The 25,160-nt window shown below is 54.4% G+C and carries 24 protein-coding genes; 13 read left to right on the top strand and 11 right to left on the bottom strand.

The genetic code is table 11. The features are described 5' to 3' along the window. Positions 1–13: 13 nt before the first annotated feature. A complete protein-coding gene (locus AC6I9Z_RS02035; RefSeq protein ID WP_461457478.1) occupies positions 14–1,795 on the bottom strand; it encodes an aminopeptidase P family protein in 1,782 nt (593 codons plus the stop codon). Between the two features lie 182 nt (positions 1,796–1,977). Between AC6I9Z_RS02035 and AC6I9Z_RS02040 the strand changes: the two genes are divergently transcribed. Then, positions 1,978–4,053 (top strand): S9 family peptidase, encoded by a 2,076-nt coding sequence (locus tag AC6I9Z_RS02040; protein WP_461458225.1) that lies wholly within the window; start codon positions 1,978–1,980, stop codon positions 4,051–4,053. Continuing rightward, entirely contained in the window at positions 4,050–4,448 is a 399-nt protein-coding gene (locus AC6I9Z_RS02045; RefSeq protein ID WP_461457476.1) for an acyl-CoA thioesterase, read from the top strand. The genes AC6I9Z_RS02040 and AC6I9Z_RS02045 overlap by 4 nt, the downstream gene beginning before the upstream one ends. 4 nt (positions 4,449–4,452) lie before the next feature. On the opposite strand, the gene AC6I9Z_RS02050 is transcribed toward AC6I9Z_RS02045, so the two are convergent. The 3 genes from AC6I9Z_RS02050 to hemC are packed head-to-tail and all read right to left on the bottom strand — an operon-like array spanning position 4,453 to position 7,126. Continuing rightward, the gene (locus tag AC6I9Z_RS02050; protein WP_461457474.1) at positions 4,453–5,427 is read right to left on the bottom strand and encodes a mitofilin family membrane protein; all 975 of its coding nucleotides are present in this window, start codon (positions 5,425–5,427) and stop codon (positions 4,453–4,455) included. Between the two features lie 53 nt (positions 5,428–5,480). Beyond that, positions 5,481–6,170, bottom strand: coding sequence for a uroporphyrinogen-III synthase (locus AC6I9Z_RS02055; RefSeq protein ID WP_461457471.1), 690 nt, complete (start codon positions 6,168–6,170; stop codon positions 5,481–5,483). Beyond that, the gene (gene hemC / locus AC6I9Z_RS02060) at positions 6,167–7,126 is read right to left on the bottom strand and encodes a hydroxymethylbilane synthase (RefSeq protein WP_461457469.1); all 960 of its coding nucleotides are present in this window, start codon (positions 7,124–7,126) and stop codon (positions 6,167–6,169) included. The genes AC6I9Z_RS02055 and hemC overlap by 4 nt, the downstream gene beginning before the upstream one ends. A gap of 41 nt (positions 7,127–7,167) precedes the next feature. Between hemC and tsaD the strand changes: the two genes are divergently transcribed. From tsaD to AC6I9Z_RS02075, 3 genes are all read left to right on the top strand, one after another. Further along, positions 7,168–8,202 carry a tRNA (adenosine(37)-N6)-threonylcarbamoyltransferase complex transferase subunit TsaD gene (tsaD, locus tag AC6I9Z_RS02065; RefSeq protein ID WP_461457467.1) on the top strand — a complete coding sequence of 345 codons (1,035 nt, stop codon included), beginning with the start codon at positions 7,168–7,170 and terminating at the stop codon, positions 8,200–8,202. Then, positions 8,199–9,194 (top strand): NAD(P)H-dependent glycerol-3-phosphate dehydrogenase, encoded by a 996-nt coding sequence (locus tag AC6I9Z_RS02070; RefSeq protein WP_461457465.1) that lies wholly within the window; start codon positions 8,199–8,201, stop codon positions 9,192–9,194. Before tsaD ends, AC6I9Z_RS02070 begins: the two co-directional genes overlap by 4 nt. 147 nt (positions 9,195–9,341) lie before the next feature. Then, entirely contained in the window at positions 9,342–10,856 is a 1,515-nt protein-coding gene (locus AC6I9Z_RS02075; RefSeq protein WP_461458223.1) for a lipopolysaccharide biosynthesis protein, read from the top strand. Positions 10,857–10,872: 16 nt separating this feature from the next. Here the strand turns inward: AC6I9Z_RS02075 and AC6I9Z_RS02080 are convergent, their stop codons facing one another. Beyond that, on the bottom strand, positions 10,873–11,871 hold the full coding sequence (locus tag AC6I9Z_RS02080) for an adenosine kinase (protein WP_461457463.1): 999 nt from the start codon (positions 11,869–11,871) through the stop codon (positions 10,873–10,875). Positions 11,872–11,978: 107 nt separating this feature from the next. Here AC6I9Z_RS02080 and AC6I9Z_RS02085 point away from each other — a divergent pair, with 107 nt between their 5' ends. Beyond that, positions 11,979–12,677, top strand: coding sequence for an EI24 domain-containing protein (locus AC6I9Z_RS02085; RefSeq protein ID WP_461457461.1), 699 nt, complete (start codon positions 11,979–11,981; stop codon positions 12,675–12,677). Between the two features lies 1 nt (position 12,678). Next, a complete protein-coding gene (locus AC6I9Z_RS02090) occupies positions 12,679–13,047 on the top strand; it encodes a hypothetical protein (RefSeq protein ID WP_461457459.1) in 369 nt (122 codons plus the stop codon). Here AC6I9Z_RS02090 and queG read toward each other — a convergent pair. Beyond that, positions 13,025–14,173 (bottom strand): tRNA epoxyqueuosine(34) reductase QueG, encoded by a 1,149-nt coding sequence (gene queG / locus AC6I9Z_RS02095; RefSeq protein WP_461457457.1) that lies wholly within the window; start codon positions 14,171–14,173, stop codon positions 13,025–13,027. The two genes, AC6I9Z_RS02090 and queG, sit on opposite strands and share 23 nt — an antisense overlap. Positions 14,174–14,217: 44 nt before the next feature. Here queG and AC6I9Z_RS02100 point away from each other — a divergent pair, with 44 nt between their 5' ends. The 4 genes from AC6I9Z_RS02100 to msrB all read left to right on the top strand — a co-directional run bounded on the left by AC6I9Z_RS02100 (position 14,218) and on the right by msrB (position 18,434). After that, entirely contained in the window at positions 14,218–15,186 is a 969-nt protein-coding gene (locus tag AC6I9Z_RS02100; protein ID WP_461457455.1) for an ABC transporter ATP-binding protein, read from the top strand. Then, positions 15,183–16,382 (top strand): ABC transporter permease, encoded by a 1,200-nt coding sequence (locus AC6I9Z_RS02105; protein ID WP_461457453.1) that lies wholly within the window; start codon positions 15,183–15,185, stop codon positions 16,380–16,382. The genes AC6I9Z_RS02100 and AC6I9Z_RS02105 overlap by 4 nt, the downstream gene beginning before the upstream one ends. A gap of 132 nt (positions 16,383–16,514) precedes the next feature. Then, positions 16,515–17,828 carry a cytochrome P450 gene (locus AC6I9Z_RS02110; RefSeq protein WP_461457452.1) on the top strand — a complete coding sequence of 438 codons (1,314 nt, stop codon included), beginning with the start codon at positions 16,515–16,517 and terminating at the stop codon, positions 17,826–17,828. A gap of 99 nt (positions 17,829–17,927) precedes the next feature. Then, the gene (gene msrB / locus AC6I9Z_RS02115) at positions 17,928–18,434 is read left to right on the top strand and encodes a peptide-methionine (R)-S-oxide reductase MsrB (RefSeq protein ID WP_461457450.1); all 507 of its coding nucleotides are present in this window, start codon (positions 17,928–17,930) and stop codon (positions 18,432–18,434) included. A gap of 12 nt (positions 18,435–18,446) precedes the next feature. On the opposite strand, the gene AC6I9Z_RS02120 is transcribed toward msrB, so the two are convergent. The 5 genes from AC6I9Z_RS02120 to AC6I9Z_RS02140 are packed head-to-tail and all read right to left on the bottom strand — an operon-like array spanning position 18,447 to position 24,062. Continuing rightward, on the bottom strand, positions 18,447–18,830 hold the full coding sequence (locus tag AC6I9Z_RS02120) for a VOC family protein (protein ID WP_461457448.1): 384 nt from the start codon (positions 18,828–18,830) through the stop codon (positions 18,447–18,449). 51 nt (positions 18,831–18,881) lie between these two features. Beyond that, positions 18,882–20,672 carry a hypothetical protein gene (locus AC6I9Z_RS02125; protein WP_461457446.1) on the bottom strand — a complete coding sequence of 597 codons (1,791 nt, stop codon included), beginning with the start codon at positions 20,670–20,672 and terminating at the stop codon, positions 18,882–18,884. A 2-nt stretch (positions 20,673–20,674) separates the two neighbouring features. Next, complete coding sequence (locus AC6I9Z_RS02130; protein WP_461457444.1) at positions 20,675–22,045, bottom strand: sulfatase-like hydrolase/transferase; 1,371 nt, start codon at positions 22,043–22,045, stop codon at positions 20,675–20,677. After that, positions 22,042–22,494 carry a GtrA family protein gene (locus tag AC6I9Z_RS02135; RefSeq protein ID WP_109354591.1) on the bottom strand — a complete coding sequence of 151 codons (453 nt, stop codon included), beginning with the start codon at positions 22,492–22,494 and terminating at the stop codon, positions 22,042–22,044. The genes AC6I9Z_RS02130 and AC6I9Z_RS02135 overlap by 4 nt, the downstream gene beginning before the upstream one ends. Positions 22,495–22,499: 5 nt before the next feature. Then, complete coding sequence (locus AC6I9Z_RS02140; protein ID WP_461457441.1) at positions 22,500–24,062, bottom strand: NAD(P)/FAD-dependent oxidoreductase; 1,563 nt, start codon at positions 24,060–24,062, stop codon at positions 22,500–22,502. A 335-nt stretch (positions 24,063–24,397) separates the two neighbouring features. Here AC6I9Z_RS02140 and AC6I9Z_RS02145 point away from each other — a divergent pair, with 335 nt between their 5' ends. Continuing rightward, positions 24,398–24,655, top strand: a complete 258-nt coding sequence (locus AC6I9Z_RS02145; protein WP_109354594.1) for a YjhX family toxin — start codon at positions 24,398–24,400, stop codon at positions 24,653–24,655. Between the two features lie 9 nt (positions 24,656–24,664). Next, on the top strand, positions 24,665–25,156 hold the full coding sequence (locus tag AC6I9Z_RS02150) for a GNAT family N-acetyltransferase (protein WP_461457439.1): 492 nt from the start codon (positions 24,665–24,667) through the stop codon (positions 25,154–25,156). Positions 25,157–25,160: the final 4 nt, after the last annotated feature.

The following is a 25,160-nucleotide window of genomic DNA, read 5'->3' on the forward strand; positions in this document are numbered from 1 at the left end:
TTAAAGCGGTAGATTAAAGGCGCGCGCATTGCTCCTTGAGCCAATCATGCACATCGCCTTCGACCTGCGGTCCGATAATATCCAGCACTTGCGCATGATAATCGTCCACCCATTGGCGCTGGCTGTCGGACAATATAGCGACATCAATCAGCCGCCGGTCGAGCGGCGCAAATGTCAATGTTTCAAAACCCAGCATGTCCTGTTCTGCCCCAGCGACTTCCCGCTCTTCGACAAGGATCAGGTTTTCAATCCGAATACCAAAAGCATCATCCTTGTAATAGCCCGGTTCATTGGAGCAGATCATGCCTGCAACCAGGGGTTCGGCAAATCCACCAAAAGCAGCGATCCGTTGTGGTCCTTCGTGCACCGACAGATAGGCACCTACCCCATGGCCTGTGCCATGGGCATAATCGACGCCATCGGCCCAAAGGTATTGCCGCGCCAATATGTCGAGCTGCCCGCCCGTGGTGCCTTTGGGGAAGACCGCCTTTGCCAGCGCGATATGCCCTTGCAGCACCTGCGTATAGCGCTTGATCATTTCCGCCGTAGGTTCACCGACCGCCATAGTTCGCGTCACATCGGTCGTACCATCGCGATATTGCCCACCGCTATCAACCAGATAGAGTGTACCGGTTTCAATCTTGCGGTTGGTTTCCTCATTCACGCTATAATGACAAAGCGCTCCATTGGGTCCTGCACCGGAAATCGTACGGAAAGACAGATCCATCAACTTGTCGGATTTTCCGCGAAATTCTGCGAGTTTGGCGGCGACCGACAGTTCGTCTTGACCACCTTTCGGCGCTTCCTGTGCAAACCAGTGCAAAAATTGACTGAGCGCCGCGCCATCGCGAGCCTGAGCTGCTTTGTGGCCGTTGACTTCGGTTTCGTTTTTAATCGCTTTGGCCAATATGGTCGGATCGCGCTTTTTGACGATATGAGCGCCAGCGCCTTCCAGCTGCTCAAATATCGCGGCTACCGATCGCTCCGGATCGACGCCGATCTTCTTGGCGCCATATTCCGCCAATGCGTCGGGAAATTCGCTGTAGTCGCGGAGTGCAACCGCGTTACCCAGATGCACCCTGACCTCATCCGTCAATTTTTCTGGCGCAACAAACAACTCTGCATTGCCATCCGCTTTGACAATCGCATAACCACGCGGGACCGGGGTATTGTTAATATCCTTCCCACGAATATTAAATGCCCAAGCGACCGAATCGAGCGCAGCGATGACGGTTGCATCCAGACCTTCCTCTTTCAACCAGGCGGCAATATCTGCACGCTTGTCCGCCGCGCTTTTCCCGGCAAATTCATCAGGCTGAACATCAAGCTTGGCGAGCGATGGCTCTGGCTGATCTTCCCAGACCGCGTCAATAGGGTTGGGCTTTACGGCGAGAAGCTTGGCACCGTTCTTTGCCAGCTTAGCCTTGGCCGATTTCGCCCAATCCTGCGTATGCAGCCATGCGTCATAGCCAATCGATGAGCCTTCCGGCGCATTTTCGCCCAGCCAGTCAATGACGCTTTTATCCGCGGTGCCGACATATTCATAAAGATTGCCATCGACCTGATCACGCACCTGAATAGTATAGCGTCCATCCACAAAAATCGCAGCTTTGTCCTTCAGCACGACCGCAGAACCGGCGGAGCCGCCAAAACCCGTGAGCCAGGACAGACGCTGGGCATAGTCGCCGACATACTCGCTCATATGCTCGTCACAAATCGGGATGACAAAGCCATCAAGATTATCTTTGGCCATTTGCTCGCGCAGGGCGGCAAGCCGCGCTTCATAAGTGGACATCAACATCGGCTGCGAAACTCCTTGAATTAGTGGCTTACCAAACACATAGGTGTTTTAGACGATTTCCGCCACCGATTTCAAAGATGAGAGGCGTTATGAAACAGATATTGTTCCCCCTCCTGCTTGCCGCCAATCTGGCTGCTGCTCCTGCTTTCGCTGAATCTCCAACAACAGAAGAGACCATGACAAAGAAAATGGAAAAACCACCTGTCGCCGAGCAGCGACCCCATAGTTACGAACGCCATGGCTATACGATCAGCGATCCCTATCACTGGCTCAAAGACCAAAGCTATCCGAAGATCGATGACGAAGATGTGCTCGATTATCTGAAAGAGGAGAATAAGTGGTTTGAACAGAATATGGCCGGCCAGAAAGCGCTGACCAACGAGCTGTTCAAGGAGATGAAGGGGCGGATCAAGGAAGACGAAAGTTCGGTCCCGCAAAAGGATGGCGACTGGATTTACTGGACCGCCTTTGACGAAGGCGCGCAATATAAGAAATGGTATCGCAAACCCGTCGCCGACGGTGATGACATTCTGATCCTTGACGAAAATGCACTAGCGGAAGGGAAAGAATATTTCCGCCTTGGCGCATTTTCCGTGTCTCCAGATGGCAAACTGCTTGCCTATTCCTATGATGATAATGGATCGGAACGGTTTGACGTGCATTTTCGTGTGCTGGCGACCGGGGAAGAATTGCCTGACGTCATTCCAGGGACTCTATCCAGCCTTGTCTGGTCGGCTGATTCCAAAAGCCTACTCTATGGCTTGGCCAATGAAAACTGGCGCACTGACAACGCACGGCTGCATGTTTTGGGCACCGATATCAAGGATGATCTGGAACTCTACAAAGAGGAGCAGGACGGTTTTACCGTTGGCATCGGCCTGACCCAATCGGAGAAGTTTATCGTCATCGCTACTGGTGATAATGAAACCAGCGAAGTGCGATTGGTGCCGACCGACAATCCAACCGCGGAGCAGATTCTGATTTCACCGCGGCAAAAAGGGCGTGAATATTCAGTCGAGGAGCATGACGGAACGCTTTATGTTCTCACCAATGATGATCATGTGAATTTCCGGCTAGCGACGGCTTCGCTTGATAATCCCGGCGAATGGACGACACTGATCGCTGGCTCAGACGAGTTTTACCTGACCGATATGACCGCCTTTAAGGATTTCTATGTCACGGAAGGGCGCGAAAACGGTCTCGATCAGGTAGAGATACGCTCATACACCGATCCAACAAAGGTGGAGCGTATCGCTTTTCCCGAGGCAAGCTACAATGCCGGGTTAGATGACAATCCGGAATATGATGTGGCAAAGCTCAGGCTGAGCTACGAATCGATGGTCACACCGGATACAGTGTATGACTACACGCTTGCCGACAAAAAACTTGCAACGCTGAAGGTGCAGGAAATTCCTTCCGGCTACGATGCCGCTCAATATACTACCGAGCGTCTCACCATAAGGGCACGCGACGGTGCGATGGTACCGGTATCACTGGTTTACAAGAATGGTACAAAACTCGACGGCAGCGCACCACTGCACCTCTACGCTTATGGGGCCTATGGCTACGCCGTGCCACCAAGCTTTTCCACCACAAGGCTATCCCTGGTCGACCGCGGATTCATCTATGCCATCGCGCATATCCGCGGCGGTGATGATCTGGGGCGCGACTGGTATCTGCAGGGCAAGTTGATGCAGAGGACCAATACATTCACCGATTTTGTCGATGTTGCCAAAGGACTGGCAGATAAAGGCTATACCACCAAGGGGCGGATCAGTGCTTCGGGCGGCTCGGCCGGTGGCGAGCTAATGGGCGCGGTTGTTAACAGTGATCCTGCTCTATGGGGCGCAGTTGTGGCTCATGTGCCTTTTGTCGACGTGCTGAATACCATGCTGGATGAAAGCCTGCCGCTCACGCCCGGTGAATGGCCGGAATGGGGCAATCCGATCACCGACAAGGCGGCCTTTGAATATATACGCAGCTATTCCCCCTATGATCAGGTCAGCGCGCAAGACTATCCACCGATGCTTATCACCGGCGGTCTTAATGATCCGCGTGTGACCTATTGGGAACCAGCTAAATGGGCGGCCAAGCTGCGCGCAACCAAGACGGATGACAATATCCTGTTGCTCAAAACCAATATGGGGGCGGGCCATGGCGGCAAATCCGGTCGCTGGAACCGGATCGAGGAAGTCGCAGAGGAGTTTGCGTTTATCCTGTGGCAGATGGGTATGACAGAAACCGAGAAATGAGCGAGCACATTCTCGAGATTACAGCCCAACCGGAGGATATTGACGAGCTGGGTCACGTCAATAACGCGGTTTGGGTTCGCTGGATCCAGGAACTCGCGACCGCGCATTGGCAGGCCGTTGCACCGCCGGAATATATTGAGCGCTACATCTGGGTCGTAACCAGACATGAAATTGACTATCGTGGCAACGTCGTTGCTGGCGAAAAGGTAACGGGTCGCACCTGGATTTCAGACCCGCCCAAAGGTGCGCGTTTCTGGCGTAATGTCAGTTTTGCAGGAGCAGATGGCAAGTTGAAGGTATCTGCCAAAACCAACTGGGCCATTATTGATCAGAAAAGCGGCAGACCGGTGCGGGTGCCGCAGACGCTCGCAGACTTGTTCCTGCCGCCCGCATAAGCGCTCAGGGCGCTGGTATTGGAGTTACTGGAGCCAGCGGAGAAGGTTGATCAACCCTTTCTCCTTCTGCGGTGCGCAGCTGCTGCGGTTCCAGTATCGCTGCCGTTTCTATGACATCCAACGCCCGGCGCGCTTCATTATAGCGCCGTGCTTTTTCCATCCATTGACTGGTCAGCTCATCACCATTGTCTGTGCCCGGCAATTTTTCGATCTCTGCAATCGCAGCATCGATATTACCGTTTTCTACATAACGCTTCGCACGGATGAGTCGTTGCTGTGGCACCGGAGACGGCGTTCCATCACGGCGGATCACGAACAGTTCGGACATTTCCCGCTTGAAATCCGTCCAAAACCCTTCGCCGCTGGAACCGCTTGTCAAAGACGGGCCGATATCATCAAGACCCGTCGCCAACTCTTCCAGTGTCACTGGCTCACGGGATGCATTCACAATCGTTGTTACCGCCTTTGGCTGGGCATCACCAAAGCGCAGACGAAGCTGCGATTCAATATAACCGAGCGGGGACCCGCGGTCGAGCGCCCGGCGAGCGGCAAAAGCAATCAGCAAACCTTCAGCCCGCGCCGCGTTGCCGGACGCTGCCTGCGCTTGCACATTGATCCGCGACAGCCGGTCTTCAAGGTCTGCGACCCGCACCGCCAACGCTCGCTCTTTGTCGGGCGTCAGCGCGGGAATTTCTGTTGGCACGGGTTTTACCGGTGGCGGCGGCAATACCGTCCCGTCCGCATCAATCCGTTTCGCCAATGCCGAGGCAGGGTCGTCAGCAACCGCCGTCGGAGCGGTCTTGGCTCCGGTTGCAGCAACAGCACTTTCCGTGCCGGTCTCAAAAGGGTTGTAGCGCGAAAAAACCCAACCGGTGAGAATTGCCCCGCCGACAAACGCAACGACCATCAGGACCAGAACATTGCGGGTCAAATTGCTTTTTCCCCCTGACGAAGCGATTTTTTCATAGTCCCGACTCATTCGATTTTCCTACACCCTGCCCGCGCGTTCTGCGCCAGCCGCAAATATCAGTTTTATCCTGAACGCAGACATAGTCGCCCAGCCAGAGACAGTAAAGCATCGTCCGTTGGTCGCTTCGCAGCCTGCACGGTTTTCCACCCGTCTCCCGCGGCCTCCGCAATATTGGGTGATAGAGCTGCTATATCATTTACCGACCGATCGATACCCAGACGATCCAGCTCCTGGTTCAGTATCTTCGCCGCGCGGACGGAATAAAGGAGAACCACGTGACCCTGCCTTAGCGCAGCAGATGCCTTTTCCCCTAATGGCATACCACGGGCCTGATAAACACGGCGCAGGACAAGCTCACGCCCGGAAATCGTTGTTTTGACGTGATCCTTACCGGTCAGGCGCAGGATTTTCCGGTACCGACCAGAGGGAAGTGACCGCAGCAGCTCTTCCGCGCCGCCCCCTCCGATTTCCGCGACATCCAGCCCGGACTGCCGGGCAATCCGGGCCGTTGCTTTCCCCACAGCCAGTACAGGTAATTTCCTGCATTTCTCGAGCGCAGAGCCAGCATATTTGACCGCATTGGCACTTGTCAGCATCAAAGCATCAAACTGGGAAGCCGGCGGTGCCTCCCAGGCTATTGGTTCGATTTCAAATAGTGGATCGACAATGGTCGATAAACCCATTTTTTTGGCCTTCTCCGCGGTTTCGCGAGCACCCTCAATCGGCCGCAGAATAATCAGCGACCGGGTCATCGGCCAAAAATGGTTTTCAATTCTGTACTGGCCTGCCCCAACAGCTTACGCGCTAGCAGTGCCGGAGCCGCAACGTCTCCTGCATCAAACTCGGATTCTCCGCTGATGCACTCACTGCCGTCAGGCAGCAATATTTCTGAACGAAGATGGATTCTCATACCGTCAACAGTCGCTGAGGCTGCAACCGGACTATGACAATCGGCAGTGAGTTCTTTCAGGAACGACCGTTCTGTCGTCACCGCGCGTGATGTGTTTGAGCAGGATATTTCTTTGAGAACACGGCGCAAATGGCTGGAATCGGATAATGTTTCGATGCCTATCGCACCTTGAGCCGGTGCTGGCAGCATTACATCCGGAGATATATCAACGCCGATGTCATCCATGTCCAAACGATTCAGGCCAGCGGCAGCCAACAAGGTGGCGTGATACTCACCATCTTGGATTTTCTGCAGCCTCGTCTGAACATTGCCGCGAATAAGCCGGATATCAAGATCGCTACGATGCCGCAGCAATTGGGCCTTGCGCCGCGGAGAAGCGGTACCGACGATCGCAGCTTGCGGTAGATCGTCGATAGATCTCGCACCGATCAGTCTGTCGTGGGTATCCGCCCGCTCCATCATGGCCGCGATGATGAAAACGTCTGGCCGCACGGTTTCGACATCTTTCATGCTGTGAACGGCGCAATCAATATCTCCGTCATGCAGCGCCCGGTCGAGTTCCTTTGTCCACAGCGCCTTACCGCCAAGTTCTGCGAGTGCACGATCCTGTATCTTGTCACCGGTTGCCACCATGGGCACCAGCTCGACCTGGTCGGGCCGCCAGCCATGCGCAGATAATATCGCCGAAGCCGCCATTTCGGCCTGCGCCATAGCCAGCGGAGATTGGCGCGTACCGATCCGCAAGGGCCGATCAATGCCCGCTAATTTTTCCCGTTTGCTAACACCGTCACCCGTCATGGCCCTTGTCCTAATCCCACCATGGCTTAAGTAAAAGGAATATGAGTATAATTTTGGGCATTGAATCAAGCTGCGATGAGACAGCGGCGGCATTGGTCACGTCAGATCGGGAGATTTTAGCCCATAAACTGGCGGGTCAGGAAGAGGCGCACGCTCCCTTTGGCGGTGTGGTGCCAGAGATCGCTGCCCGCGCCCATGCCGAGATCATAACGCCGCTGATCGACGCAGCCCTTGCCGAAGCCGGTCTGACGCTGGATAAAGTCGATGCAATCGCAGCGACCGCCGGACCAGGACTGATTGGCGGTGTGATGGTCGGATTGGTCACCGGCAAAGCGCTAGCGATGGCAGCTGATAAACCGCTCGTGGCGGTCAATCATCTTGAAGGTCATGCGCTGTCACCGCGCCTCGCCAATGCTGATCTCGACTTCCCCTATTTGCTGCTGCTGGCTTCGGGCGGGCATTGCCAGATTTTGCGCGTGGATGGCGTCGGGCAATATCGCCGACTGGCCACAACAATTGATGATGCAGCGGGTGAAGCTTTTGATAAAACAGCGAAAATATTGGGTCTTGGCTATCCCGGCGGGCCGAAGGTCGAAGCGCTAGCCGAAACCGGTGATGCAGAAGCGGTGCTGCTGCCTCGCCCACTCAAAGGATCGAAAGAACCGCATTTCTCCTTTGCGGGCCTCAAAAGTGCGGTGGTCAGAGCTCATCAAAGCGGTGAGCACCGGCCGGAAGATATTGCTGCTGCGTTTCAGCAAGCCACCGTTGATTGCCTGCAAGATCGTCTGGAAAAGGCGATAGGCGATCACGGGAAAGTACCCCATCTGGTGGTTGCTGGCGGCGTCGCGGCAAACGGGCCTATTCGGGCGATGCTGGAGCAATTGGCAACGGATCATGGCATGCAATTTACTGCGCCTCCCTCATGGCTATGCACCGACAATGCAGCCATGATCGCCTGGGCAGGGGCCGAGCGTTTCGCGGCGGGTTTAATCGATCCGCTTGATTTTGTCGCTCGCCCCCGATGGCCGCTCGATCCGACCGCCGAAAAAGCGCGCGGGGCAGGTGTGAAAGCATGACCAAAGCCCAAGCAAGAATCGGTGTAATCGGGGCCGGCGCATGGGGCACTGCGCTCGCGCAGGTGCTATCGGAAGGGCAGGATGAGCTGTTGCTTTGGGCGCGCGAGCCCGAAGTAATCGCACAGATCAACGAAAGTCACGAGAATCAGACCTTCCTGGCCGGCTATCCGCTGCGGCAGAATATTCGCGCCACAAAAAATATGGGCGAACTTGCGTCTTGCGAAGCCTTGCTGATCGTTACGCCTGCTCAGCATTTGCGGGCCAGTCTAATGGATCTTCCCGATAGCAAAGCCGCCCTGGTCCTGTGCAGCAAAGGTATTGAAGAAGCGACCCGGCAATTGATGAGCGAGGTTGTTCAGGATATTCGGCCAAATAACCCACTGGCAGTTTTATCCGGACCGACATTTGCCCATGAAGTCGCCCAGGGACTGCCAACTGCCTTGACGCTGGCCTGCGATAGTGAAGCGCTGTGGGACAGGCTCAATCCGCTGATCTCCAAACCTTCTTTCCGTCCCTATTATTCGGACGATATAGCTGGTGCGGAAATTGGCGGGGCGGTCAAAAACGTCCTCGCTATTGGTTGCGGCGTGGTCGAGGGCGCCGGCCTCGGTCAAAATGCCCGCGCGTCGATTATCAGTCGCGGCTTTGCCGAAATGCTTCGCTATGGCGCAGCGCGCGGGGCACGTGCAGAAACCCTGTCTGGCCTTTGTGGCCTGGGCGATCTCGTCCTGACTTGCTCATCCGATAGTTCGCGCAATTTCTCGCTGGGCAAAGGATTGGGCAGGGGGCAGTCTGCAAAGGCACTTTTATCAGACCGCGCAACCGTTGCAGAAGGCGCCTTTACCGCGGCGGTGTTGCAACGTGATGCAAAAGCGCGAGATATTGATATGCCGATTGTCGACGCGGTTTGTGCCTTGCTTGCTGGCGAAACCGATTCAAAATCCATCGTTGCTCAACTGATGCGCCGTCCTCTGGTCTCAGAGCAGCGCTAGTACAAAAGATGACAAGCCCGGTTGAGTGGGGTAAAGCCCGTCTTTGCATTTTAACCCGCATTTTTTGAATAGCTTTACCAGCCGGAGATTTGTTTTTTGACCAGCCCGGAATCATCAGGCGCATCTTCCGGCACGTCATCAGAGCCGATGACGGGCAAGGAATCAGCCGCCGATGGCGCACCTTCTGCAGCGTCAGGCGAGCAAGATGGTAAAGAAGATATCGCGGCGCTAGCCAAAGGTGGTCGGACCAATGTTTTCGGGTTCTTACTGCGGTTAGCGGCCCGGTTGCCCTTCTTGTTCATCGCCGGACGGATTTACGGGGCGGAAGCCTTGGGCCGCTTTGCTTACGCCATATTGATCGTGGAATTTGCAGCGCAGCTGGCGACCCTCGGTTTGAAGCGCGGGTTGGCCGAGCAACTTAGCCGCACGAAACGACCGCATGTTCATGTTGTTTGGGATGGACTGCTGGTTAGTCTATTCGCATCGATGTTGGCGGCGGTGCTGCTGATCCTGGTGCCTCAAATCATGTTTCCGAACAGTGAAATTAACGGCCTCGACCGATTTTTACCGCTCGTGATCTTCACCATTGCAGGCGCAGATATTGCGCTTGCCGCCTTGGCCTATCGCTATGACATCGCTTCGACTGTCCGTGCCCGGTCCATCGTAGAGCCGTGGACGATCAGCATCGCCGCCTTTCTGTTCTCCTACTACTCGCTGCGCGACGGTTTGATCCTCTCCTATGTTGTATCGATGATTGCGGCCTTGCTCGCATCGCTCTGGCCCTTGTTCAAAAGCTACGGCCTGCCATGGGGTTGGCGGCCCAAACCGATCGCTATCGCCAAGCTGGCACGACGCAATATGCCGCTTGCTGCCGCCGATGCCGCCGAATGGGGATCGCGGCGTCTGGACCTTGCCATTCTCGGCCTTTTTGCCTCTCCTGCCATTGTCGGCATCTACTATATCGCGCAGCAGGTCGCGAGCCTGCCACAGAAGCTCAAAACCAGTTTTGACCCGATATTGGGACCCGTCATTACCCGCAATCTGGAGGCGGGCAATATGAAGGCTATCGCCAATCAGGTCAGCCAGGTCGGCTTCTGGATCATCGCCGCACAAGCCGGAATCGCACTGGCACTCGCCATTCCCGGCGAAGCCGTGATGGGCTTGGTCGGCCCCAATTTCGTTGGCGGTACCGGCGCGCTGGCATTTCTCTTGGCGGCCGAGGCGGTTGCAGCAACAGCCGTGGTTAGCGAAGCAGCGCTCGTCTATATCGCACGTCACCGCAATCTGCTCATCTCCTTATCCATGCTGTTGTTGCAAGCGGCGCTAAGCGTCGCCTTCATTCAGATCTGCATGCGGCTGGGCTGGCCACCGCTGTTTCAGGCGGCCTCGGTTGCTGCGGCGCTTATGGTGGCGCTGGCTTATGCTTCGGTGGTTAAAGCCATCTTCCTGTCAAAGCTGCTCAATGCGCCCGTCAATGGGTGGCGCTGGTCGCTGATCATTGCGGTCATCGTCGCCACGGCCGTGGGTTATCTCGCGACCTATTTACCGGAATGGGCAGAGCTGATCATTGGCATTCCGATGATATTGGGCAGCTATGCCTGGGTCATCTGGAAATGGGGTTTTGGGCCGGAAGACCGAAAACTGTTCAAGATGAAAAGCTGAGTTTTTAACCCCAGTTCTAGCCTAACCGTTGTTTCACCAATGCCCGCAAGTCCACTTCAGGTCGCGCGCCATAATGGGAAATAATCTCGGCGGCTGCAATTGCGCCAATGGTCAGGCAGTCATCCAAAGACCGCTCTTCTATATATCCGCTGAGGAATCCAGCAGCGAACAAATCGCCTGCGCCAGTCGTATCGACAATTTTTTCGACCGGCTCGGCCGCTACTGCAAATGTCTCGCCGCCTTGCACCGCGATTGCGCCCTTTTCGCTGCGTGTCACAATCAGGGTTTCGACCTGAGCAGCAGTTTGCGCCACTGCCGCATCAAAATCTTCTGTTTCACATAGCGATCTGATCTCTGCTTCATTGGCGAACAATATGTCGATCATGCCGTCTTTGATTAAACGGGCGAAATCATCCCGGTGCCGCTCAATACAAAAACCGTCCGACAGGGTGAACGCAACCTTGCGGTCATTTTTGCGCGCAATGTCAATCGCCAGAGCCATTGCCGCTTTAGGCTCATCGGCATCCCACAAATAGCCCTCAAGATAGAGGATTGCACCGCTGGCAATCAGATCGGCATCGACAGACGCGGGGGGCAAAAATTGGGAAGCACCCAAAAAAGTGTTCATGGTGCGCTGGGCATCGGGAGTGACGAGGATCAGGCACCGTGCTGTCGGTGGCTCTTTGCCGAGCGGCGGTACATCAAAATCAATGCCGGTGGCGCGAATATCGTGGGTGAATACTTCGCCAAGCTGGTCATCTGCAACCTGCGCAATCAACGCACATTGTCGGCCCAGTGTGGATGCTCCAGCCAATGTATTCGAACCGGAACCGCCACTGATTTCGCGCGCTACGCCCATATCGCGATAAAGCTGTGTGGCCCGTTCCGCGTCAATCAGCGTCATGGAACCCTTGTTGAGCTGCTCCTCCTCCAGAAACGCATCGTCTGCCTGCGCAATCACATCAACAATGGCATTACCAACGGCAACAATATCGTAACGGGCTTCGGTGGTCATAAACATGTCCTTATATGGCGAGCAGATAAGCGCTGTCCGTTAAGGGTAAGGCGCTGCAGGTTCAAGCAGAATTGACCCGGAGAGCAATTTCATGACATGTGTCTGCGATGATTGATGCCTTTCTTCTCTCCTTCGGCCAGCTATCGGACCGAAGGATTTTATCGCTGCTCTTGAAGGTGTTCATCATCTCCTTGCTGCTTTTGGCTGTTTTCGGTGTTGGCGCCTATTTTCTGCTCGCATGGATATTATCGCTCACCGCATTGAATGACGGCGGATGGTGGGCGGCGGCAGCGGCGGCGATTATCACGGCGCTCACCGCCATATTTCTGTTTCGCGTCATTGCGATCTTTGTGCTCAACATTTTTTCCGATGATATCGTCGATGCGGTTGAGGCGCAGCATTATCCTTCTCGCGCAGAACTGGCCAAACCTCCGGGTTATGTGCTCGGTGTGAAAATGGGGCTGGCGTCGGTTGGCCGGGCCATCGGTTATAATCTCTTGGCATCGCCGATTTATATTATGTTGCTGATTACCGGCATTGGCGCACCGATTGCCTTTTTTGCGGTCAATGCGATCCTGATCGGACGTGATTTGCAGGATATGGTTGCCGCTCGCCATGTCAGTGATGTTGCGCAGATGGATGACACATGGCGGATCAGCAAGGTAACCCGTTTTGGGCTCGGCCTGACCACTGCGCTGTTGCTTGCCGTCCCTATTGTCAATTTTCTTGCGCCGGTTTTGGGAGCCGCTATGGCTACGCATCTGGTTCACAAAAAACGTGAAACCGGTCTGGAAGAAAGCAACTGACATGATCCGCAAGCTTATCATTCTATCCACCATCCCCGCCCTGTCCGCTTGTGTTTCCAGCGGCGCGGTAACGACGCCGACAAGCTTGCCCACCGCAGCGGAATCTCCGCTCAGCAATGTTCAGGGGCTGGAACTGGTTATGGGTAAAACCGCCAGTCAGCTGAAACGGCTATTCGGTAATCCCCAGGCAGATGTGGCAGAGCCGCCCGCTAGGAAACTGCAATTTGCCAGCGGCGCCTGTGTGCTGGATGCTTATCTATATCCTGAAAAAAGTGGTGGTGAGGGCAGGGTCACCCACATCGACACCCGGCGCGGCGATGGCGCGGAAGTGGACCGTGTATCCTGTGTCAACGCGCTGCGGGTGCGTTAGGCTGACCTGATTCCCATTCCAAAAGAACATCAGTATCTTGCTCCTTTGACATCCGTTCTTCTTTCTCACGATCGAATTGAGTGGAATCAAGCTGCGACAATGCCCAGATCGCCGATCCCCGCACGACGCAATCCTCATCATCCAGCAAAGCCGTAACCGACGGAACCAAGGATACATCTCCACTATTCCCCGCCGCGATCAGGCTGTTGCGAACCATGCGGTTACGGCCCGACCGCTTGATCGGTGATCCGGAAAATATCTGCCGAAAACCTGCATCATCCATGGCAAGCAAATCGGCAAGGGCGGGCGCTGCCAATTCGGCGCGAGGTAGAAACGCCTTGTTCGCCGCAGCGGATTCGGCAAATTTATTCCATGGGCAGACCGCCAGACAATCGTCACAACCGTAAATATGATTACCTATAGCCTTGCGATATTGGAGCGGAATAGGGCCTTTGGACTCGATCGTCAGATAGGAAATGCAAGCCTTGGCATCCAGCCGGTAAGGCTCCGGAAAGGCATTGGTCGGGCAGATATCCTGACACGCAGAACAACTGCCGCAGCGATCCTGCCCCCCGGTCGAGGCTTCTAATTTCAGGGTCGTATAAATCGCGCCGAGAAACAACCAGCTGCCATGGCCCTGGCTGACCAGATTGGTATGCTTGCCCTGCCATCCCAGACCGGCTGCTTCGGCGAGCGGTTTTTCCATCACGGGCGCTGTATCTACGAAAACCTTCACCTCACAATCTACTTGATCGACCAACCAACGCGCGGTGCGTTTCAGTGCCTTTTTGACCACATCATGGTAATCCTTGCCCTGCGCATAAACCGATATGCGGCCGCGATCCGGTATTTTTTCAAGGGCAAACGGATCGCGCGCTGGGGCATAGCTCATCCCCAGCATGATCACCGAGCGCGCCTCCGGCCAGAGATTTTCCGGGCTCGCTCGCTCGTCAGCCCGGCTCTCCATCCAGATCATGTCGCCATGCTGGCCGCCCGAGAGCCAGTCCCGCAAACGCTTGGCTGTGACTGGCGCCAAAGCGGCGGGCGCAATACCAAAGGCGGCGAAGCCCTCTTCTCGCGCCATTTTTTCCAGGCTTTGGGTTATTCTTAACTTGTCATCAGGCATAGCAATTCACTATCACCGACCGCGCCCCATTAGGAAAGCCGTAAATGACTTCCCACGCACAAGTAAATACCCCCAATAATGCCATAGAAGCTCACCATATCGTCAAAAGATTCGATGGCGAAACGGCGGTCGATGGTATCGACCTGACCATCAAGAAAGGGAGCATTTTCGGCATATTGGGGCCCAACGGCGCAGGCAAGACCACGACATTACGCATGCTGCTTGGCATTATTGACCCCGATGAAGGCGAACGGTTTTTGCTCGGTTCTCCCGATCCGATTAGCAAAGCCCATCAGGTCGGCTATCTCCCGGAAGAACGCGGCCTGTATCAATCCATGAAGGCCTATGACGCCATTGCTTTCATGGGCGCATTGCGCGGCTTGCCGCTCGCCGAAGGGCGTAAGCGCGGTCGGCAGATGATGGAGGAGCATGGTCTCGGCGATGCAGCCAACAAGCAGATCCGCCAACTGTCCAAAGGCATGGCTCAAACGGTTCAATTGCTCGGCACAATTGTTCACGAACCGGACTTGATCATTCTCGACGAGCCTTTTTCCGGTCTCGATGCGCTAAACCAGGGTAAGCTGGAACGCCTGATCCGCGGACAGGCAGACAAGGGCGTAACAGTCATCTTCTCCACGCATGTTATCGCCCATGCCGAACGTTTATGCGAAGAAATCGCCATTGTCGCGAACGGCAAAATCCCCTTTACCGGCAAGGTATCAACGGCCCGCGACAGACTGCGCCCACAAGTACATCTGGAAACCCGCAATCTTGAAGGGTCTTGGCGCACCGCCATTCCTGACGATTGCGAACCACTGGGCCACAACTGGCATTTCACCCTGCCTGAAAGCGGGGTCGAGCCCCTGCTTCGCGCACTGATAGAGGGTGATGCCGGCATTCAGTCGCTGTCCATTGAACGGCCGGGCCTGCATGACGCGTTTGTCCATATCGCGGGGGAAGCGGTCGCCAAGAAGATGGAAGAGGATAACGCTCTGGAAGGAGAATCAGCATGATAGAAACCGTCCGTGCCTCTTTTGTCATTGCTCGCCGGGACTTTGCCGCGATTATCTTTTCCAAGTCCTTTTTCTTCTTTCTATTGGGGCCACTTTTCCCGCTGATCATCGGGATAGCAGCCGGAGGACTGGGCCAGCAGGTCCGACAGGATATCGATAGACCTGTTATCGGCGTAGCTCTTGAAGAAACCGAGGCTGCGAAACTGGCTGATGCGCGCTCGGCGCTGGCAAAAAGTCTGGGCAATGGAGCAATACCGGAATTGCTGGTACTGGAAGGTGCTGACCCGTCGGATCCCGACATAAGGGCGAAACTTGACACCGCGTCCAAACCTCTCACTGCGATTATTTCAGGATCGTTGGAGGCTCCGCTGCTCACCGGGTCAGAGGGCGACGTCAAACGGTGGAGCGGCAAAGTCGCGCTTCTTTCAGAAACCGCCCTCTCAGGATCCAATCCCATTGAGGTTAAAACTGATTTTGTCGCCGCAACCGGAAGCTCCAAAAAGCGGACACAGATCGCCACGGCACAGGGCGGGCAGATTATCCTTATCCTGCTCACCATGATCTTGGCCGGCATGGTTCTGTCCAATCTGGTGGAAGAAAAGACCAACAAGATTATCGAGATTCTTGCTGCCGCCATTCCTATGGATGCGATCTTCCTCGGCAAGCTGTTTGCGATGCTGGGCATGGCATTGGTCGGCATTACGGTCTGGTCAACACTGGGCTTTATCGGCGCTTCGGTTATTTTGTCCGGCATGCCCAGTCTGCCAGCCCCGGCAGTGGGCTGGCCGTTATTCTGCGTCCTGATGGTCCTCTATTTTTCCATGGCTTATCTGCTTCTGGGTTCTTTATTTTTGGGCATCGGCGCAATGGCAACCACTGTTCGGGAAGTGCAGACACTGTCCATGCCTGTCACTATGGGGCAGCTATTAGTGTTCTTTCTGGCCGCCTTTACAGTGACCAAATTGGGCGAGCCGGTCGAATGGTTCGCGGTCGTTTTTCCGTTCAGTTCTCCTTTCGCAATGATCGCGCGGGCGGCGCAGATGGACAATGTTTGGCAGCATGGCGTGGCGTTAATCTGGCAGGCTATGTTCACGCTGATCATCATCCGCTTCAGCGTGATGTTGTTCCGCCGCAATGTGATGAAGTCCGGTAACAGCGGACGGAAGAAAAACCTTTTGGCACGGATTCGCGGCTAAGTTGCGAACGGAAATACTCCTGTGATTCCCGCCATTTGGCGAAAGTCCGTTGACATTGCTGTCAATAAAGGCAGACTAAACGGGTTTTGAAACGCAACCGATTGCCCAAAACGGTAACGGCAGGAGAGAATCATGGCCACCAGTCCCGTCCTAGACGCATCAACCCTTACCACTTCCCCCACCGCTTCGGAGGCTTTGGAAGCTTGGTATAAAGATAATCCGCCAGTTGCGGATCCAAATGCCAATCCCCGTGATGTCAGTAAAGCGGATCTCTACAGCAAGGATTTATGGCGGGCGCCTTTTGCCGAGATGCGCGCCAATGCGCCGATTAACAAGGTCGAAGATTCGGATTATGGCCCTTATTGGAATATCTGTGATCATAAGACGATCCAGCATGTCGAGGCGCTTCCCGAACTCTATTCTTCCGATGTGAATAATGGCGGCATAACCATTGCCGAAGAACGCGAAGATTCCGATTTTCAATTGCCGATGTTCATCGCCATGGACCGTCCCAAACATACTGGACAACGCCGCACCGTAGCCCCGGCCTTCACGCCGACGGAAATGAAGCGGATGGAAGATGAGATCCGTCATCGCACAGCCGAAGTGCTCGACAGCTTGCCATGGGACAAGGAATTTGACTGGGTCGACAAGGTATCTATCGAGCTGACCACTGGCATGCTGGCGATTCTTTTCGGATTCCCTTGGGAAGACCGCCGGCTGCTGACCTATTGGTCGGACTGGGCCGGCGATGTGGAATTGTCACTCGCGCCGGAGCTTGACGAACAGCGGCAGAAAATTCTCTATGAAATGGGTGCTTATTTTCAAAATCTCTGGAACGAACGGGTCAATGCTGAGCCGACACCCGATTTAATTTCCATGATGATCCATAGCGAAGCCATGAAAGACATGGATCAGATGGAATTTATGGGCAATCTCGTGCTGCTGATCGTAGGTGGCAATGACACGACCCGTAACACCATGTCCGGCCTGGCTTATGGTCTCGACCAGTTTCCTGATCAGCGGCAAAAATTGCAGCAGAACCCAGACCTTATTCCCAATGCGGTGCAGGAAATCATCCGTTGGCAGACACCGCTTGCGCACATGCGGCGGACGGCGACCGAGGATGCCGATCTGTTCGGACATGATATCAAGAAGGGCGATAAGCTCATCATGTGGTATATTTCGGCCAATCGAGACGAGAGTGTATTTCCCGACGCCGATAAGCTGATCGTGGATCGCGAAAATGCGCGTCGCCATCTCGCCTTTGGCTATGGCATCCATCGCTGTGTCGGAGCGCGCCTCGCCGAGCTTCAGATTCGTATCTTGCTCGAAGAAATGGCCAACCGGCGGATGCAGGTCAATCTGACCGGAGAGATGAAGCGGGTCCACGCCTGTTTCGTTCATGGCTTCCGCAAAATGCAGGTAAAGCTTTCCAAATATTAGGTTCGGACTGGCACCCGATAAGCCCTTGTTCAGCCAACAAATTGTAACCATCTTTGCCTGACGACCGAATATCAGTCGAACAGCAGAGAAAGATGGAACATGACAGGTCTTAGCAGACGCAAACTTGTGACCGCCGGATTGATCGGCGCAGGTGCTTATGGTGTGGCGAGCTTTACCAGCATATTCGGCAGTGTAGCGAGCGCCAAATCGGGCAAGAAATTCAAGATTACCCGCACGCCGGCAGAATGGAAAAAGCGGCTAGGCCCGGCGCGCTATCGGATTTTGCGTCAAGCGGGTACGGAACGCGCCTTTTCCAGTCCTTTGGACAAGGAAAAACGACAAGGCATATTTGCCTGTGCGGGCTGCAACCTTGGACTCTATTCGTCCAAGACCAAATTTGACAGTCGAACCGGCTGGCCGAGTTTCTGGGCTCCGATTAAAGGCCGTGTGGGTACATCAACCGACTATAAAATCGGCTATCCGCGAACCGAAGTGCATTGCAGTCGCTGCGGCGGGCATCTCGGGCATATATTCAGCGACGGGCCAAAGCCGACGGGCGAGCGCCATTGTATCAATGGCTTGGCGCTAAAATTCATTCCGGCTTAAACCGACAAATTCTTAGCCGCCGGCTTCGGGTGCTTCCACCTGTTGCCAGAATTCCAGCTTGACGCCGTCACAATCGAGAATCCAGGCGAATTTGCCATAGCCTTCATCGACTTGCCCCAGAATTTCGAGACCTTTGGCTTTCAGTTGTTCGACATATGCGTCCAGATCATCGACGCGCAGATTGATCATGAATTTCGCCTCGCTGGGCTCAAGATAATCAGTGTCCGGAGAAAAATGACTGATTAGGCTATAGGGCTTATCGCCCTTTTCAGCGGCCCAGCTGAGCATCGGTCCATATTCTCCGTCCAACCCGAGAAATTCCTTATACCATTGCCGCGTTGCCGCCGGATCTTTCACTATGTGAAACACTCCGCCTAGTCCGGTTATCTCAGCCATAAGTCTTCCTCCGTCCCGGTTTTGCCAATCTATACAGATAGCTATCCTATTTTACATTCCGTTACGCAACTCTTTCGGTACCACGCGCCACAGCACCAGATCACTGTCCCGTAATGGGACAGATCGCAGCCAATCGGGCTGCTCCCCCTCCGACAATCGGGCCCAAAGACCATCGGGATGCTTGCCAGCATAGAGCTTCAATTCGGACTCTTCTGGGCATATCGCAATATAGTCTATGTTTCTTGCGGCCAATATGTCCCGCGCCAATGCAGGTTTTGACGTAAAAATACGGATGTGGTCAGCCATGGCAGCATCGTTGCGATGATGACTAGTGGCTAGCACATTATGCGGTGTCTGCACCAGTATCTGAGGACCAAAGTCAAACGGGGCAACAATATTGGAACGCGGCAATGCGTTAAGCCGCGCTAGCGACTCCGCTGAATCGCAAGCTGGTGCGACATCCGACTTTGCAGCTTTCTTGTCATCACCAGTTTCCTGATTGCCACTGGCAGCATTCACAAGCCCCAGAGCCAACGGGCCGGGCAGGATCAGAAATACGACCGCCACAGTCGCTAATATCCGCTTGGCTGGACGCTCTATCTTGCGCGCAGCGCGAAAAGCATGATGAACCGCCCAACCCACTAAGGGCAGAGCATAGACAGCCGCGACCGCTGCGGCGCGTTGCACCAGCAAGGACACCAAAAACGCCCAGACCAAAGCATAAGCCAATAGAAAGAGCCTGTCCTTGTCCGCTGCATCAGGCCGTTTCCAAAGGATGTATATCAAGCAACCAAGACCAACGATGATTGATCCGCCAAATAGTGATACAATCTCTCTTCCTGGTTGATCCCAGACCGGCAGGCCTTCTCGCACACTAACCAGCCAGTAGTCACGCACCAGCGGGTCCAGCTCACCAAAGGCGCTGCCAACGCACTGCGGTGCGCTGGTGTAGAATATGCTCAGAGCTGCTATTCCGGCAAACGCCAAAGCAGTTAATCGCACCAGCCAGGAAACAGGGGTGAATTTTATCGCCGGCAAGATGATAATGGCACCTGCAAAACACGCCAGCAAATGTGCCGGGGCGATCGCGTCACAATAGTTTCGCACCACATCAAACTGGCCGTGATTGAGCAGATATAGTGCGATGCTGCTGACCAGAAATCCGGCGAGCGTCCAGAACAACCGAACGCCTTCATCAAGCGAAATGATCCAGCGCCAGGCCAGCAACGCGATGAATGCGACGGAAAGCGGCAGACCTTCCAGCGAGATAGACAACCACAACGCAAGTGCGAAGCCCATGACGATTCCTGCCTTGCGCTTTTCGGGCCAGAACATCGTCCACAGGGCGACCAGTGCCAACACAATTTGCCACCCGTGATGATCAATCCGCATGGGCCGTAGCTGCGCGATAACCGGGACAGCGGTGGCCGTCAAAGCCGCAGACAGAAGTGCAATCTTGCGATCAAAAAGCTGTTCCGTGATCCTAGCGACCAACCACATGGCGACACCAAGCGCTATCAAGGGGATTATGGTCATAGCAGCCGTTTCGGCCGCAGCGGGACCGATGATTGGGCCAAGCGCCAGAACCACTAATGCCAGAGGCAGCTCGATCAGGCGCGGCCAGTGCATCGGCTGACTATCTGGTGCAGCGATACGATACTGGGTTGTGTCGAACCAGCTTTGACCAGCCAGCCAGTCGCGCAGTTGTACCTGGCGCAATTGATCGTCCGGGCCCCAGCCTATGCCCGATGCAATTTGTTCGAAAGACACAGCGCTGATCACCGCGGAAACGGCAAGCCAAATCAGAAATAACGGAAGTTTGCCACGCAAACGGTCGGTCACGGTCATTCCCCGCTTTCAGACTTTCCCTTGGCTTTCAAATATAGCCATGGCACACGCTCCGGATCAAACTGGGACCGGTTGTGCCTGTCAAAATAGGGCGGCATGTGATCACCGACAATCAATATATCCGCGTCGGGGAAATCGCTGGCCGTGATCTCCTGAACCAGCGCTTTGTCAATATCGTCAAAAATCGCAAATTGGCGGCAGATCATTGGAAAATCGCTGGCCAGTTCGGCTGACACTCTTTGACAGTCATCAGCGTTCAAATTGAGACCCGTCGGCACCGGCAGATGGGCATTCAGCGTCAACCAATAGAGAAAAGTAGGTTGTTTGGCCCGTTTCAAATTCTCGGCAAGCATGGACGGAATCTGTCTATCGCAAGCGCCGGCAAAAACACCGCCGCACCATTCTGCGCCTCTTTCTTGAAGCTCTGGCCAGAATTCACGCGTCTGAAACCCGATATTCGGATACCATTGCGTGCGCTTGAAAAACTCGCCTTTAAAGCTATGCATCGCGTGCGTAGCATAGCCTTTTTTCGCTAGCATGGCGGGCAGGCAATTCAGCTTTGCGGCATCTGCAGCATCGAGCAACTCATAATAATCGCCCCATTTTCCGCACATTTCGCGAAATTCACCTGCGGTGGTGCTGTTATAATAGAGGCTGGTTCCCTCGCTCACATCATAGCGTGCCTGAATGGCGCTATTGTCATAATAGGCGAACAGCTTGTCTGACATAACCTTATTGTCATGGGGTACGCCAAGCGATTCCACCATGATCAGGACCAGATGGCGCTTCCCATCAGCGCGGCTTGCAAAACCGGATTTCTCCGCAGCGGATTCAAAATTGGCGCCAATTGGAGCTTCGCGAAAATAGTGACCGCGCATGCTCTGTCCCATTGCAAAATCGGTGGCAGCCAGACCAAAAATTAAAACACCCCCGAGCAAAATATATAGCGGTTTCGAAAAGTTCGTATCGCGCTTTAGCAGAAACCAGCTTGCCACCAATATGCCGAGAATCACGATCGCAGCCGCAATATATTCTACCGAATTGGATGGCCTTATCTCGGCCAGGAATTGCATCGAATAGAGGAGCGAACTCATCCCGAGATTGAACAAACCTGCCACAAAGGAAAGAATGGAATAGGCCATGATACCGGTAAAGGCAGCCCATTGAATGAAGCGCGGCATGCGCTTGACGACCAAGCCGACAAGGCCAGCCAAAGCAATTTCAAAATAGCGCGGCGGCGCACCGACAAACCACATTGCCATAAACGGGATATTGGCCAAACCAAGCCAGATTAATGACCAGTTGAGAAACCTTTTCAAATCTGCTGACAGGCCAGCCCGTGGGGCTTCCATTGTAAGTGCCGTCACCGGAATACTCCAAATTTCCGCGTCAGATAGACCGCAAAAAAGCTTACAAAAACCGCTGCGCCTTTGGCGATAACCGGCAAAGTCCCGAGATCAGTTAGCCAGCTGACAATACTGACCGTGATACCGAGGCCAAGAATGGCCGTGGCAATGAACCCCACACGCTGCAATTGCAAAGCAGCGCCTTCTCTGGTTTTGCCCGGAAATACAAAGCTTGATGAAATCAGCCAGTGCACGACTATCCCCGCCGAATAGCCTGCCGCCGATGCCCATCCAGGGTCGGACGCGAAAGCGACCAGAACCATGAACAGGGCAACATCAAAGGCAAGGCTGACAATGCTCGCCAGCAAATAGCGGGTGATGGAAAAACGGTTCAGCAAAGCCAGTGGCCCGGGCAGATTTCCTACCCAGAGCCCGACGGTAGACCGTCTATCCTGGCCGCTACGCTCCATCTCGCTTAAGCCGCCTTGGAAGGCTTGGTTGCCGCTGCGTCGTCTTCAATCCGGGTCGGAACATCGCGCATGCTTTCCAGCGCGGCTGCCCGGTCTTCGGAAATCACGGTTTCAGCGCCTTCATCACCGGCTTCATGATATTCGGCATCTTCGTTGACGTTCCAAACATTCCATTTGCGCGATCCTGCTTCGATATTCTCAACCGTCAGCATTGCAGTCATCATCGCGTGATCTTGATTGTTATAGCGATGCATACCGTTGCGACCGACCATGTGCAGTGTCGGGAAGCGCTCTTCAAGATCGCTGCGCATGGCTTCGACATTTTCCTCATAGCTATCGTCATAGACCGGATAGGCTTTTTCCTGACGCACGACAGCGCCGCCCACGACATCTTCGGGCTTACACAGGCCAAGGATTGCCATTTCTTTCTTGGCCAGCTCGACCAGGTCTTCATCGGTCGACGACCACAGGCCATCATTTTCAAAACAGAAATATTCTAGACCGACACAGGCAATCGATTCATCCGGCACCATTTCAGGGGACCAGCTACGGAAATTCTGTACGCGGCCCACTTGCACCCGGTCATCATGGATATAGATCCAGTTATCCGGGAACAGGTCTTCGGATTTGACCATCAGAGCTACGGTCAGGAAGTCGCGATAGTTCAGTTCTTGCGCTTCCGGCAAAGACTGAGGAAGCGGGTGAATACGGGTGGCCAGTTCACGCATCGGTGCGGAGCTGATTACATGTTTGGCATTGATAACCGTCTCGCCATCTTCAGTCGCAGCTGACACGCGCCAGTTGCCATCGGCATCCTGCGCCAGTTGCTTCAGACTGTGTCCCATCAACACTTCATTGCCCTTGGACCGCACGAAATCACGCGCCGCATCCCACATCATGCCGGGGCCGAGGCGAGGATAGCGAAAGGTTTCCAGAAGGGTCTTGGTTTCCATGCCGTCATTAGGTTTCTTGTTGAGACCCAGGGAGCGTTTCAAGCCATCGACAACAGCGCCCCAAAGGCTCAGGCCCTTGATACGCTGTGCTGCCCAATCGGCAGACATTTCGTCGCAAGGCATGCCCCATACTTTCTCAGTATAGGTTTTGAAGAAGATGGAATAGAGCTTCCAGCCAAACTGGTTGACCGTCCAGTCTTCAAAGCTTTTGACATTTTTATTCGGGAAGACTTTCGCCTTGGCATAGCTGATCATGCACAAGGTCGAACGCCAGATGCCGAGATTCCACAGGGCTTCAAACGCGCGCAGCGGATAGCTGTAAAATTTGCCTTCATAATAGATGCGGCTCATCCGCGGCCGCTGGATAAAGTCGTCGGGCAGGATTTCGTTCCACAGATCAACGACTTCCTTGGATTTGGAGAAAAACCGGTGACCGCCAATGTCGAAACGAAAACCTTCATATTCCACCGTCCGGCTGATCCCGCCGACATAGTTCGGATCTTTTTCGATCACTTTGACGGAATAGCCTTTCTTGCTCAGCAGATAAGCGGCGGTCAGGCCCGCTGGCCCTGCGCCGATAATGGCTACATCTACGGGGTTGGTCGCTTCGGTCATATAATTGGTCCCTGTTCAAAAACACGGCACTCGACAGCGCCAGTTCATGTTTCAGAAACCGGAGTGAACGAAATTGGTTAGCGATAAGTTAACGCCAGTGTAAATTTGGCCATAAGTGGTGGAAAAATGTTGAAATTCCGGGATTTCTGGAATAAATCAGGATTCGCAAAGGCAAAATGCCTTTGCCCACACTCGGAGCGTTTTTGTTAGAGAATGTAACAACCAACTGATTTGAAACCCCTTTGGCGGTTCAAATCACAGTAGCGACAGAACCGGTGCGCATCGCGCGCAGGCTTTTTTGTCGTATCCTATGGTTTAATCTCTGAGTAGATATAATGAACATTTCAAAAGCCGAACAGCGCGTGCTCCACGCGCTCGCTCAAGGCGGGCATATCCGCCATAAACGCAATAAAAACAGCAAGATCGATGAAGTGATGTGTGTGACCCGGGACGGTTACATATTGTCCGACTGCACGCTTGACGTCTTTGCGCGTCTCCGGCGCAGGCGGCTGATCATGTCCCGAAGGGGTAGCCCCTATCGCATCTCTCATCTCGGCAGGGTGTCTGTACGCCCTCAACTCGACAACAGATAAGGAAAAACAATGAACGTACCCAAGCACAATCCGATCAGGCCGGCCGTCCCTGGCGACATCCCGGCTTTGAAGCGGGTCATCGACGCAACCGATATGTTTCCCTCTGAAATGCTCGACGATATGATCGCCGACTTTTTCAACGATAAGGAAAATGATGAAATATGGCTTACTTTTGACAGCAGTGATGATCAGAATAATGCCAAGGCCATTGCCTATTGTAGGCCGGAAGAGATGACCGACAGGACGTGGAATCTGCTCCTCATCGCGGTCAATCCTGATTTTCAGGGCGAAGGCATCGGAGCCGCCCTGATGAGCCATATCGAAGATCATCTGGCTGCACGGGGGCAGCGTGTTCTGATAGTGGAAACATCAGGAACGGACGCCTTGGCCCGTACCCGTGAATTTTATCGGCTATGCCAATATGATCAAGAATCACGCATTCGTGATTTCTACGCAGATGGTGACGACAAGATCACTTTCCGGAAAGCTCTGCAGAGCTAGGATT

The sequence above is a fragment of the Parasphingorhabdus sp. genome (genome assembly GCF_059726685.1).